The organism is Nocardioides sp. Root240 (genome assembly GCF_001428825.1).
Lineage (GTDB): Bacteria > Actinomycetota > Actinomycetes > Propionibacteriales > Nocardioidaceae > Nocardioides.
Genome location: NZ_LMIT01000010.1, coordinates 494,548 through 506,091 on the forward strand (window position 1 = coordinate 494,548; position 11,544 = coordinate 506,091).

Here is an 11,544-nt window from a genome sequence, read left to right on the forward strand (position 1 = left end):
GCTATCAACTCTTGCCCGAGTTTCGACCTGACGTTGGCAATGCTCACCATTCGATGGACGATACTCAGCCGTTAGCGTCCGACAAGTGCCGGATCCCTCTCCCCGCTCGACAGCGGCCCCTGTCCGGGTGCCCGGCGCCGGGTCGCCGACGCTGCGACGGCTGCTCGCGACGGGCCCTGCGAGCGGGCGGGTGCTGCACTCCTCCGCCTCGGCGGCCTACGTCCGGTTCGGCGAGGGGCCCGGCAACCGCGTCGTCGGGATCGTGACCCGGCAGGCCGTCCACGTGCCCTGCGCGATCGCCACCACCCTCGCCGAGCTGCCCGAGGTCATGGTCGGCGAGCGGGTCACCGTGCACGACGGACGTCTGCTGCTCGGCGGGCTGGCGGTCGGCGTCGACCGGCTGGTCGCGACCACCACGCCGCCGATGGGCGACCCGCGGCTCGCGGGACGGCAGCTCGCCGCAGTGCTGCCGGGCCTGGACGTGGTGCGCAGCCAGCTGCCCGCCGCAGCGCTGGTAGCGCTCACATCCGGCTCGGCCGCCGCCGTACCGGAGCTGGTGGGGCGGGGCGACGGGCTGACGCCCGTCGGCGACGACGTGCTGGCCGGCTGGCTGGTCACCACGCGCGCCGCGGGCCGCCCGGTCCACGCCGTCGGGACGGCGGTGCTGGGCCACCTCGGCCGCACGACCGACCTGTCCGCGACCCTGCTCGCCGACGCGGTCGCCGGGGCGTCGATCCCCCAGTTCCGCGCCGTCCTCCTCGCCGCCGACACCGGCCGCGAACTCACCCACGCCGTCACCGAGCTCCTCTCGGTCGGCCACACCTCCGGCGCCGGGATGCTCCTCGGCGCCGCGCTGTCCCTGACCACCACCCCACTCCTCGAGAGGAGCCCTCGATGACCGTCGAGCACGTCGAGATCCGTCCCGGTGCGTACGCCGACAGCGTCGCCCTGCTGCAGGTGAGCCGCGACGTGGCGGCCACGCCCGGCGTCGCCGCCGCCCAGGTCGCGATGGCGACCGAGCTCAACCTGGAGGTGCTCGCCGGGATGGGCTTCGACGTCCCGGCGGCGTCGGCGAACGACATGGTCGTCGCGCTGCGGCTCGACGATGAGAACGCTCTCAGTGCCGCACTGGCCGCGGTGGACGCCGCCCTCGCCGCCGTCCGGAAGGGCTCCTCCGGCGGCGGCCAGGTCACCGTGCCACCCCGGACCACGGCCTCCGCGCTGCGTCGGTCCGGCGGGGGCCTCGCCCTGGTGTCCGTGCCCGGCGCGTCGGCGCTCGTCGAGGCGATGGACGCGCTCGACGCCGGTTGCGACGTGATGGTGTTCAGCGACAACGTGCCGGTCGAGCAGGAGCTCGCCCTCAAGCGGATCGCCCGTGACCGCGGACTGCTGGTCATGGGACCGGACTGCGGCACCGCCGTCGTCGGCGGCCTCGGCCTCGGCTTCGCCAACGCGGTGACCCCCGGCAACGTCGGCATCGTGGCCGCCTCCGGCACCGGCTGCCAGCAGGTCCTCGCGCTGCTCGACGCCGCGGGCGTCGGCGTCGCGGCGGCGCTCGGCGTGGGCGGTCGCGACCTCTCGTCGGCGATCGGCGGCATCTCGACCATGACCGCGCTGGCGCGGCTCGACGCCGACCCGTCCGTCGACCACGTCCTCGTCGTCTCCAAACCGCCGGCGCCCGAGGTGGCGACGGCGGTGGAGAAGTACGCCGCCGGGCTGTCCACGCCCGTCCGCTTCGCCCTGCTCGGCGCCGGCCAGCCGGACCTGACCACGCAGGTCGAGGCGCTCCTGGGCGACCTCGGCGTCGCCGTACCGGAGTGGCCGTCGTGGGGCACCCCGGCCTCGTCGGCCGGCGGGAGCGCGCTGCGCGGGCTCTTCGTCGGCGGTACCCTCTGCGACGAGGCGATGCTGCTCGCGGCCGCCACGCTCGGCGACGTGCGGAGCAACATCCCGCTGTCGCCGGAGCTCGCGCTCGACAGCAGCCTGCTCGCGCCGGGGCACCTGATGATCGACTTCGGCGACGACGGCCTCACCCGCGGCCGGGCACACCCCATGATCGACCCGACGCTGCGCCTCGAGCACCTCGCGAAGGTCGCCGCGGACCCCGACACCGCAGTGATCCTGTTGGACGTGGTCCTCGGCCACGGGGCGGAGGACGACCCGGCCGCGGGTCTCGCGCCGGCCGTCCGCGCGGCGCGGGCCGCGCGCGAGGTACCCGTCGTGGTGGCGTGTGTCGGCACCTCCGCCGACCAGCAGGGCCTGGCCCGTCAGGCGGAGGCGCTGGCCGCGGCCGGCGCGGAGGTCCACCTGTCCAACGCCGCCGCCACCCGGCGCGCGGTCGCCCTCGTCACCGGAGGAGCCCGATGAGCGCCCTGCTGCCCAGCCTGCCCCCCACTGCCGTCGCCGCCGTCGGCGCGGACATGTTCGCCGCCGCCGTCGACGCCCAGGCCGTCCCGGTCGAGCGGGTCGCCTGGGCGCCGCCGATGGACGGTACGACGGACGACCTCGCCACGGTCGCCGCCGACCCGCTGCGCCGCGACGCCAACGCCCTCGCCGTCTCGCGGATGCTCGACGTGCAGGCGATGCTCGTCGGCGTCGCGCCGGCGTCCGAGCTGCTCGGCCTCGAGAAGGGACAGTTCCTGCACGCCGGACCGCCGATCGAGTGGTCGCGCGCGTCGGGCCCGATGCGCGGCGCGTTGATGGGCGCGGCGGCCTTCGAGGGGCTGGTCGAGGACCCGGAGGACGCGGCGGCGCTGTTCGCGGCTGGGTCGTCGGTGTCCCTCGACCCCTGCCACCACCACGGTGCGGTCGGGCCGATGGCGGGCGTCGTGTCGCCGTCGATGTGGATGTTCGTCCTCGAGGACCCGGCCACCGGGCGGCGTACCTTCTGCTCGCTCAACGAGGGCCTCGGCAAGGTGCTGCGCTACGGCGCCTACTCCCCCGACGTGCTGACCCGGCTGCGCTGGATGCGCGACGTGCTCGGCCCCCTGCTCGGCGAGGCCGTGGCGGCGGCCGGGCCGATCGACGCGACCGCGATCCTCGGCCAGATGCTGCAGATGGGCGACGAGGCCCACAACCGCAACCGCGCCGGCACCCTGATGCTGCTGCGCGACCTGGCCCCGTCGCTGGTTCGCTCCTCGCGATCCTCCGAGGAGGTCGCCGAGGCGTTCGCCTTCATCGGCGGCAACGACCACTTCTTCCTCAACGTCGCGATGCCCGCCTGCAAGCTGGCCCTCGACGCCGGGCGCGACATCCCCGGCTCGACGATGGTCGTGGCGATGGCCCGCAACGGCACCGACTTCGGCATCCAGGTCTCCGGCACCGGCGACCAGTGGTTCACGGGCCCCGCCCAGCTCGCCGACGGCCTCTTCCTCGGCGACTACGGTCCCGACGACGCGAACCCCGACATCGGCGACTCCGCCATCACCGAGACCGCCGGCATCGGCGGCTTCGCCATGGCCGCCGCCCCCGCCATCGTCCGCTTCGTCGGCGGCACCGTGCCCGACGCCCTCGCCACCTCGCGCCGGATGCGCGAGATCACCATCGGCGAGAACGACCGCTGGCCGATCCCGGTGCTCGACTTCGCCGGCGCCGCCACCGGCATCGACGTCTCCGCGGTCTGCCGGACCGGCATCCTCCCCCAGATCAACACCGGCATGGCCGGCAAGGTCGCCGGTGTCGGGCAGGTGGGCGCCGGCCTGGTCACGCCTCCGGCGTCGATCTTCCCGGCCGCGCTGGCCGAGCTGGCGCGGCGGACCTGCGCCCGGGCGCAGCACTGAGCCCGCTTGTAACTCGGTGTCCGTGCCACTGCCACGGACTCCTGACCGGTCAGGACACCATGGCAGTGGTACCGGACACCGAGTTACAAGCCGCGACCGCGGGCGGCCTCAGGCGGCGAGCGCGTCGCGGACCTCCGCGGCCGACGGCTCGCCGGCCAGCGCTGCGTGGAGGACCCGCCGCACGGTCCGGGTACGACGCCCGGGCAGCACCGTCTCGAGCAACCGCGCGAGCGCCTGCACGTCCTCGGCCGGCGCTGCCCCTCCGATCCGGTCGGCGATGCCGAAGTCGGCGAGCAGGGCGACGACATCGGGCCCCCGCTTGCGGAGCAGCACGTTCGACGGCTTCACGTCGCGGTGCACCACGCCCACCCGGTGCGCCTCGGCCAGACCGTCCGCGACCTGCGCCACCACCCGCACCGCCAGGTCCGCCGGGAGCGCCCCGCGCCGGAGCCAGCCGCCGAGGTCGCCGTCGGGCACCAGCTGGCTGGCGATGTAGAGCCGACCGCCGACCTCGCCGTGCGCGAACACCTGCACCACGTGCGGCGAGTCCAGCGCCGCCTGGGCGCGGGCCTCTCGCCCGAAGCGCAGCCGGAAGTCCGGGTCGTCAGCCCGCTCCGGGGTGATCAGCTTGAGCGCGACGTGGCGGTCGAGCGTGGTGTCGACGGCGTCGTACACAGTGCCCATGCCGCCCTGCCCGAGGCGTCGCTCGATCCGGTAGGGACCGAGCTCGTCGGGGTCGGGTGGCAGCGGCACCACCCCGTTCTACCTGCTCGGCGACCGCTCGCGTCCGGTCATCCCCAGCCGGCGCTCAGCTCTCGGTCCGCACGGCCGAACAGGGTGGCATGGAGTGGGCGGGCCCGGTGGGCGAGGCGGCGTACGGCGCCGACGCGTTCACCGCGGCAGCGCGGAGGGTCGTCGACTACCTGAGCCGCGCCACCCCGCTGGAGACCTGGTCCGTCTCGCGGGTCGCGGGCGGTGAGCAGGTCCACGTCCACGTGCGGGACAGCGAGCTCATCACGACCGGCCAGCGCGTGGACTGGCAGGACAGCTTCTGCCGCCGGATGACCACCGGTGCAGCCCACGTCGTCGTGGACAGCGCCGCGGACCCGGACTACGCCCCGCTCCCCGCGGCGCAGGACGTCCGCGCCTACGTCGGGTACCCCATCGCCGACGAGAACGGGGAGCTCTTCGGGATCCTCTGCGGTGTGGGCGACACGCCCCTCGCGGACGCCGACGCCGTCGACCCGGTCCTGGTCGAGATGCTCAGCGGCCTCCTCTCGACCCAGCTGGTGGTGTCGAGGGCGGCCGACCGCGAGGTGCGGGCGGCGCAGGTCGCCGCGGCGCAGTCGGACACCGACGCGCTGACCGGGCTGACGAGCCGGCGGGGCTGGGACCTGTTCGTCGACGACGCCCAGCGCCGCATCGACGCCTTCGGCGACCTGGTCGCCGTGGCGGTCGTCGACCTCGACGGCCTGAAGCTCGTCAACGACACCGCCGGCCACGCGGCCGGCGACGAGCTGATCCGCCGGGCCGGTCGCGGACTGCGCGCCGCGGCGGGACGCCAGGACAGGGTGGCCCGCTACGGCGGCGACGAGTTCGCGATCCTCACCAACAACGTGCCGGTCACCGACCTCGATCGGCACTACGCGCGCTTCGTCGAGGCGTTGGCCGGCGAGGGCGTCCGCGCGTCGCTGGGTCACGCCTGGACGGGGCCCGGCACGGCCACGGTCGCCGACGCCTTCGAGCGCGCCGACGCCGCGATGTACGCCGTCAAGCGCAGCCGCGCCGGACTCAGAACAGCAGCGCCGTCCCCGGGTCGTTGATCATCCCCGCGACGTCGGCGAGGAACTGCGTGCCGGTCGCGCCGTCGATGTGGCGGTGGTCGAAGGACAGCGACAGGGTCATCACGTGACGTGGGACGACCTGGCCGCCGACCACCCACGGCTGGGGCTTGATCGCGCCGAGGCAGAGGATCGCGGACTCGCCGGGGTTGATGATCGGCGTCCCACCGTCGACCCCGAACACGCCGATGTTGGAGATCGTGAACGACCCGCCGGCGAGGTCGTGGGGCTGGGTGCGTCCCTCGCGCGCGGTCGAGGTGAGCACCTCGAGCTCGTGGGCCAGGTCGGCGAGGGGCAGGGCCTGGGCGTCCTTGATGTTGGGGACGACCAGGCCGCGCGGGGTGGCGGCGGCGATGCCGAGGTTGACGTAGTGCTTGATGACCACCTCCTGGGCGGCCTCGTCCCAGGTGGAGTTCACCAGCGGGTTGCGACCGAGGGCCAGGACGCAGGCGCGTGCGGCGATCAGCAGCGGGCTGACCTTGACGCCCGCGAGCTCGCGTCGCTCCTTGAGACGCGCGACCAGCTCGACCGTCGCGGTGGCGTCGATCGTCGTCCACGTGGTCGCGTGGGGTGCGGCCGAGGCGGACGCGACCATGGCGGCGGCCATCTGCTTGCGGACGCCCTTGATCGGCTCGCGGGTCTCGCGGCCGGTGGGCGGCGCCACGACGGCGGACGGTACGACGGGCGCGAAGGTGCCGACGGCGGCCAGCACGTCCTCCTTGCTCACCGTCCCCTTCGGCCCGGTCGGGGTCAGGGCGGCCAGGTCGATGCCGAGGTCGCGGGCGAGCCGGCGGACCAGCGGTTTGGCGAGGGCGCGGGTGTCGCCGCGGCCGGGGTCCCGTGACGGCCGCGGCGCGACCTCCTCGACCGCCGAGGGGGCCGCCTTGCGCGCGCGCCGCTTGAGCGTGCGCTGGCGCGGCCCGTAGCCGACCAGGGTCACGTCGCCGACCGGCGGCACGTTCGTATCGATCACCTCGGGACCAGCAGGAGCGGCCGACGGGTCGCCGATCCGGATGATCGGGGTGCCGACCTGGACGGTCTCGCCCTCCTTGGCCAGCAGGCCCAGCACCACGCCGGCATAGGGCGAGGGCAGCTCGACGAGCGACTTGGCGGTCTCGATCTCGACGACCACGTCGTTGACGGCGACCACGTCGCCCTCCTTGACCCGCCACGCGACGATCTCGGCCTCGGTGAGGCCCTCGCCGACGTCGGGGAGCTTGAACTCGTTCACACCCGTCATGACCAGGTCCTCTCAGTAGCCGAAGGTGCGGTCGACGGCGTCGAGCACCCGGTCGAGGTCGGGCAACCAGGCCTCCTCGATCCGGGCGGCCGGGTAGGGCGTGTCGTAGCCGCCGACCCTCAGGACCGGCGCCTCGAGCGAGTGGAAGCACTCCTCGGTCACCCGGGCGGCGACCTCGGCGCCGAGGCCGAGCGTCTGGTGGGCCTCGTGGACCACGACGAGGCGACCGGTGCGTCGTACCGACTCGATGACGGGCGCCAGGTCGAGCGGCGAGAGCGTGCGCAGGTCGATCACCTCGATCGAGCGGCCCTCCTCCTCGGCCACGGCGGCGACGTCGAGGCAGGTCGACATCGTCGGGCCGTAGCCGACCAGGGTGACGTCGGAGCCGGGACGTACGACGCGCGAGTGCCACAGCGGCGGCAGCGGGGCGCTCTCGTCGACCTCGCCCTTCGTCGAGTGGTAGAGCCGCTTGGGCTCGAGGAAGATCACCGGGTCGTCGGCGGCGATGGCCTGCTGGAGCATGCCGTAGGCGTCGGCCGGGTTGGAGCAGGTGACCACCTTGAGGCCGGGCGTGTGGACGAACTGCGCCTCGGGCGACTCGCTGTGGTGCTCGACGGCGCCGATGCCGCCGCCGTACGGGATCCGGATGACCATCGGCACCTTCACCCGCCCCTGGCTGCGGAAGTGGAAGCGGGCCACCTGGCACACGATCTGGTCGTAGGCGGGGTAGACGAAGCCGTCGAACTGGATCTCGACCACGGGCCGGTAGCCGCGCAGGGCCAGGCCGACGGCGGTGCCGACGATGCCCGACTCGGCGAGCGGGGTGTCGATGATCCGGTCGTCGCCGAAGTCCTTCTGCAGGCCGTCGGTGATCCGGAAGACGCCGCCGAGCGTGCCGACGTCCTCGCCCATCACGAGGACCTTCTCGTCGTCCTCGAGCGCCTTGCGCAGGCCGGCGTTGAGCGCCTTGGCCACGGTCATCGTCACCATCAGAGCACCTCCTCGAAGGATGCGGCGTGGGCGTCGTACGCCGCCTGCTGGGCCGCGAGCTCGGGCGTCTGCTCGACGTGGACCAGGTCGAAGATGTCGTGGGCGACGGGCTCCGGGAGCTCCTTGCACTCGCGGCGCATCCGCTCGCCGAGCGCGTCGGCCTCGGCCGCGATCGCGGCGAGGTAGGCGTCGTCGACCAGGCCTTCGTTGCGCAGGTGGGTCTCGAGCCGCGCGATCGGGTCCTTGGCCTTCCACGCCTCGACGTCGCCACCGCGCCGGTAGCGGGTCGGGTCGTCGGTGGTGGTGTGTGCGCCCATCCGGTAGGTGTAGGCCTCGACGAAGGTCGGGCCCTGGCCGTCGCGGGCCCGCTGCAGCGCCGCCTGCACCACGGCGTAGGTCGCCAGCACGTCGTTGCCGTCGACGCGGACTCCCGGGAAGCCGAAGCCCTGGGCCCGGCGGTAGAGCGGGATCCGCGTCTGGCGCTCCAGCGGCTCCGAGATCGCCCACTGGTTGTTCTGGCAGAAGAACACGACCGGCGCGTTGTAGGACGCCGCGAAGACGAACGACTCGTTGACGTCGCCCTGCGAGGTCGCCCCGTCGCCGAAGCAGGCGACGACGGCCGTGTCGCGCTCGGGGTCGCCGGTGCCGACAAGGCCGTCGCGCTGGACGCCCATGGCGTAGCCGGTGGCGTGCAGCGAGTGCGCGCCGACCACGATCGAGTAGAGCCCGAAGTTGTGGTCCTGCGGGTCCCAGCCGCCCTGGTCGGTGCCGCGGAACAGGCCGAGCAGGCGGACCGGGTCGATGCCGCGGGTCCAGGCGACGCCGTGCTCGCGGTAGGTCGGGAAGGCGAAGTCCTGGGGCCGCATCGCCCGGCCGGCGCCGATCTGGGCCGCCTCCTGGCCGAGCAGTTGGGGCCACAGGCCGAGCTCGCCGTGCCGCTGCAGCGCGGTGGCCTCGTTGTCGACGCGGCGGACCAGCACCATGTCGCGGTGGAAGCCGCGCAGCTGGTCGGCGGTGAAGTCCGTGTCGAAGGCGGCGGGGTGGACCCGCTCGCCCTCGGGCGTCAGGAGCTGGACCAGCTCGGGTTCGTCGGCGCCGGGGGCCGGTCCGAAGACAGCGTCGGTCATCGCCACTCCTGGTGGGTCCGTGGCAACCGGGTTCGCCGCTGCACGGGTGGGGGAACAAGTGGGCAGGCGGCCCGACTCTAGCCACTCGGGTGGGTGACCGTGTGCCGGATCACTGATCCCACGATACTCGCGGGTCCGGCTCCTGCTCTCGGGAAGATCGCCAGAGCGACCCGGCGACCAGCACGATGCCCACCGGTACGGCGACGAGGAAGCCCCGGGCGTACGGCGACAGCGAGCTGAGCACGGTGTCGAGCATGACCCGGACCAGGTCCTGGTCGCGGGTCTGCGCCTTGTCGACGGCGGCGTCGGTGAGCGGTCCGACGGCGACCATCACGACCACGGCACCGAGCGCACCGCCGAGCGCCGCGAGGCCGAGCGTGCGGATCCGGCCGCGCCACCCCGAGGCGAGCAGCACCGCAGCCGCCACCATGCCTGCCCACAGGAACGGCAGGGCCCGGGCCGGACCGTGCGCCGCGCGGTACGCCGGCCCGGCGTCCACGATCTTCGCCCGCTCCACGACCGGGACCTGCAGCGGGATCCTGGGCAGCACGGCGATCGGGATGCCGCGCCCCGCCAGTTCGGCCAGCACCAGGGCGACGACCCGCGACCCGTCGACGGTGAGGTAGCCGGACCGCGAGGCGTCCGGGTCCTCGAGGATCGCGATCACGTCGTCGTGCAGGTCGGTGTTGGTCTCGCGCCAGTAGTCCGGGAAGGCGGGGCTCTCGACGACCGTCCGGGCGGCCTCCCGCGCCCACTCGCCGACGGCGGCCGGCAGCTGGATCGGGACGTACTGCTGCAGCGCGGCGACCGCCGCAGCCGAGGCGGAGTCGGCCATGACGGTGCGGACCGCGGGGTCCTCGGCGAGCGGGGCGACCGTGTCGACGTACTCCTGGCGGTCGTCGACGCGCGCGGTCACCCACGTCGTCGCGATCACGAACGGCGCCAGGATCGTCGCCACGACGACCAGCAGGAAGGCGGAGAAGGTCCTCATCGTCGTCGCGTCAGCGCTCCTCGTCGTGGGGCGCGGGCGGCGGCTCGATCACGTGCGACATGGGGCATTCCTACCGGCTCTAGACGTCGTCGGCAGCCGCGACCCGCCAGTCGCCGTCGACCCGCGCGAGCTGCAGGGTGCCGCGGTCGGCGGCGCTGCCGCCCTGCCACAGGGCGTCGAACCCGGTCCGGTCCTCGCCGTGGTAGCGGAACTCGACGACGTACTCGACCCGCGCCACGTCGTCCTCGTCGGAACGCACCTGGACGCTGACGTCCACGTCGGTGTCGTCGGCGTAGTCGAGGAAGGGGTTGTCGGCGTTGGCCTTCGCGGCGGAGTCGGCGAAGGCGTCGCAGTCCGCGAACGGGTGACCCTCGAAGAGGACGTGCTGCCAGTCCTCGGTCGCGAGCTCGCACTCGGTCGTCCAGTCGCCGGTCCACTGCGCGGTCAGGAACTCCTCGGCGACCTCGTCCGGTCCGGGGCCCCGGTTCGCCAGCACGAGCGCCACGGCACCGCCGACCACGGCGACGGCGAGCAGCAGCACGATCCCGACGACGGTACGACGACGGCTCACGACGTACCTGCAGCCGGTCCGGCGCCGGCCAGGCCGGCGACGAAGTCGAGCTTGTCCAGCACCGGGGCGGGGATCACGAAGGGGTACACGTCGTCCTTGCCCATCGAGCGGTTGATCTGGTTGAGCGCCACCGACAGCGGGACCCACACGGCCCGCACCAGGTCGCGGAAGACGCTGAACGCGGCGACGTCGACCGTCACCAGGCCGTAGGCGGCTGCTGTCTCGCAGGTGTCGTTGATGTGCAGGTAGTGCGCGAAGGTCTCCGCGAAGTCCTCGAACGGGTGCATGGTGGCGTAGGTCGTGATCGCCCACCCCTCCCAGCCCGCCGGCGGGCCCCCGGCGTAGTGGCGGTCGATCGCGGCCTGGTAGTCGGCGGTCTCGTCACCGAAGAGCTCGCGGCAGCGGGCCAGCCGGTCCGGGTGCGCCTCGGTGACCAGCCGGGACTGGAGGAAGTGGCCGACCTCGTGGCGCAGGTGGCCGAGCAGCGTGCGGTACGGCTCGCCGAGCTCCTCACGGATCCGCTCCCGCCGCGCGTCGTCGGACTCGGCCAGGTCGATGGTGATCACGCCGTCCGCGTGCCCGATCACGACGTTCTCGTCGACGCTCGACAGCATGTCGAAGACCAACCCGTCGAGGTCGAACCCGAGCGAGTCGAGCTCGACGACGAGGTGCCGCTTGGCCGCCTCGGCGGCGGGGAACTGCGCCATGCCCTCGAGGTCCTCGGCCGCCGGCCGGGTGCGGGTCAGGTCGCACGCCGAGCACTGGCCCCCCTCGATCGGCGCCAGCCAGGTGCAGCCCGAGAGGTTGAGGTTCGCGCACACGTGCCAGACCAGGCCGGCCTGGTCGACGTACCGGCCGTCGGCGTCGAGCGGGACGAGGTCACGCTCGGTGCGGGAGAAGCCGAGCGCCGTGCCGCAGGAGACGCAGACGGAGTTCTCGAAGAAGAGCGGGCTGTCACAGATCCGGCAGGTGAACGCGCGCATCAGGTTTCCTTCCGGTCGGGTC

At 73.6% G+C, this 11,544-nt stretch carries 11 protein-coding genes; 4 read left to right on the forward strand and 7 right to left on the reverse strand.

The features are described from left to right. The first annotated feature begins 85 nt into the window (after positions 1–85). The 3 genes from ASE20_RS12450 to ASE20_RS12460 are packed head-to-tail and all read left to right on the forward strand — an operon-like array spanning position 86 to position 3,779. Complete coding sequence (locus ASE20_RS12450; protein ID WP_157538511.1) at positions 86–898, forward strand: DUF2877 domain-containing protein; 813 nt, start codon at positions 86–88, stop codon at positions 896–898. Continuing rightward, the gene (locus ASE20_RS12455; RefSeq protein ID WP_056894851.1) at positions 895–2,367 is read left to right on the forward strand and encodes an FdrA family protein; all 1,473 of its coding nucleotides are present in this window, start codon (positions 895–897) and stop codon (positions 2,365–2,367) included. The genes ASE20_RS12450 and ASE20_RS12455 overlap by 4 nt, the downstream gene beginning before the upstream one ends. After that, a complete protein-coding gene (locus tag ASE20_RS12460) occupies positions 2,364–3,779 on the forward strand; it encodes a DUF1116 domain-containing protein (protein ID WP_056894852.1) in 1,416 nt (471 codons plus the stop codon). The genes ASE20_RS12455 and ASE20_RS12460 overlap by 4 nt, the downstream gene beginning before the upstream one ends. A gap of 108 nt (positions 3,780–3,887) precedes the next feature. Here ASE20_RS12460 and ASE20_RS12465 read toward each other — a convergent pair whose 3' ends face one another. Next, complete coding sequence (locus ASE20_RS12465) at positions 3,888–4,532, reverse strand: serine/threonine-protein kinase (protein WP_157538512.1); 645 nt, start codon at positions 4,530–4,532, stop codon at positions 3,888–3,890. A gap of 89 nt (positions 4,533–4,621) precedes the next feature. On the opposite strand from ASE20_RS12465, the gene ASE20_RS12470 reads away from it, so the two are divergent. Beyond that, the gene (locus ASE20_RS12470; protein ID WP_056894854.1) at positions 4,622–5,602 is read left to right on the forward strand and encodes a GGDEF domain-containing protein; all 981 of its coding nucleotides are present in this window, start codon (positions 4,622–4,624) and stop codon (positions 5,600–5,602) included. Here ASE20_RS12470 and ASE20_RS12475 read toward each other — a convergent pair. From ASE20_RS12475 to ASE20_RS12500, 6 genes are all read right to left on the reverse strand, one after another. Beyond that, positions 5,571–6,860, reverse strand: a complete 1,290-nt coding sequence (locus ASE20_RS12475) for a dihydrolipoamide acetyltransferase family protein (protein ID WP_056894855.1) — start codon at positions 6,858–6,860, stop codon at positions 5,571–5,573. The two genes, ASE20_RS12470 and ASE20_RS12475, sit on opposite strands and share 32 nt — an antisense overlap. A 12-nt stretch (positions 6,861–6,872) precedes the next feature. Beyond that, positions 6,873–7,850: an alpha-ketoacid dehydrogenase subunit beta gene (locus ASE20_RS12480; protein WP_056894856.1), complete on the reverse strand. Its 978-nt coding sequence runs from the start codon at positions 7,848–7,850 to the stop codon at positions 6,873–6,875. Continuing rightward, a complete protein-coding gene (gene pdhA, locus ASE20_RS12485; protein WP_056894857.1) occupies positions 7,850–8,977 on the reverse strand; it encodes a pyruvate dehydrogenase (acetyl-transferring) E1 component subunit alpha in 1,128 nt (375 codons plus the stop codon). Before pdhA ends, ASE20_RS12480 begins: the two co-directional genes overlap by 1 nt. Before the next feature lie 109 nt (positions 8,978–9,086). Next, positions 9,087–9,968 (reverse strand): hypothetical protein, encoded by an 882-nt coding sequence (locus ASE20_RS12490; protein ID WP_056894858.1) that lies wholly within the window; start codon positions 9,966–9,968, stop codon positions 9,087–9,089. A gap of 79 nt (positions 9,969–10,047) precedes the next feature. Further along, entirely contained in the window at positions 10,048–10,539 is a 492-nt protein-coding gene (locus ASE20_RS12495) for a hypothetical protein (protein ID WP_056894859.1), read from the reverse strand. Then, positions 10,536–11,522, reverse strand: coding sequence for a putative zinc-binding metallopeptidase (locus ASE20_RS12500; RefSeq protein WP_056894860.1), 987 nt, complete (start codon positions 11,520–11,522; stop codon positions 10,536–10,538). The genes ASE20_RS12495 and ASE20_RS12500 overlap by 4 nt, the downstream gene beginning before the upstream one ends. Positions 11,523–11,544: the final 22 nt, after the last annotated feature.

Coding starts and splice junctions, on each gene's coding strand:
- ASE20_RS12455 (WP_056894851.1), top strand. CDS start 895: ATGACCGTCGAGCACGTCGAGATCCGTCCCGGTGCGTACGCCGACAGC.
- ASE20_RS12460 (WP_056894852.1), top strand. CDS start 2,364: ATGAGCGCCCTGCTGCCCAGCCTGCCCCCCACTGCCGTCGCCGCCGTC.
- ASE20_RS12470 (WP_056894854.1), top strand. CDS start 4,622: ATGGAGTGGGCGGGCCCGGTGGGCGAGGCGGCGTACGGCGCCGACGCG.
- ASE20_RS12475 (WP_056894855.1), bottom strand. CDS start 6,860: ATGACGGGTGTGAACGAGTTCAAGCTCCCCGACGTCGGCGAGGGCCTC.
- ASE20_RS12480 (WP_056894856.1), bottom strand. CDS start 7,850: ATGGTGACGATGACCGTGGCCAAGGCGCTCAACGCCGGCCTGCGCAAG.
- pdhA (WP_056894857.1), bottom strand. CDS start 8,977: ATGACCGACGCTGTCTTCGGACCGGCCCCCGGCGCCGACGAACCCGAG.
- ASE20_RS12490 (WP_056894858.1), bottom strand. CDS start 9,968: ATGAGGACCTTCTCCGCCTTCCTGCTGGTCGTCGTGGCGACGATCCTG.
- ASE20_RS12500 (WP_056894860.1), bottom strand. CDS start 11,522: ATGCGCGCGTTCACCTGCCGGATCTGTGACAGCCCGCTCTTCTTCGAG.